We start from the raw sequence: 237 nt of genomic DNA, 5'->3' as shown, positions 1-237 counted from the left end.
AACTGGCTGGCGCGCTGGGTATGTTAAGTAAAGTAATGCGGATCCCACGCCAGCAGGAAGTCACGGCTCTGCGCACTTATCTGCAAATTCGTATAGGTCTGCATGCGGCGTTTAATGCCTGTGAAGAGATGTGCCAACGCGTGGCGCTGGAGCGTCAACTGGACAGCGAAGAACGCGCATTACTGATTGAACGTTCGCAAACGGTTATTCGTCAGGGCCGCGATCTTCTTCACGCCT

Annotated in this window: 1 pseudogene; it reads left to right on the top strand. The window is 54.0% G+C overall.

What is annotated here, in order from left to right:
* Positions 1-237, top strand: a pseudogene (locus tag FN960_RS24765) (hypothetical protein); the annotation flags it as partial.

This window comes from Alkalicoccobacillus porphyridii (assembly GCF_007293315.1).
GTDB classification, from domain to species: domain Bacteria; phylum Bacillota; class Bacilli; order Bacillales; family Bacillaceae_D; genus Alkalicoccobacillus; species Alkalicoccobacillus porphyridii.
The sequence above is the reverse complement of the archived record's forward strand: the minus strand, read 5'-3'. Positions and strand labels throughout refer to the sequence as shown.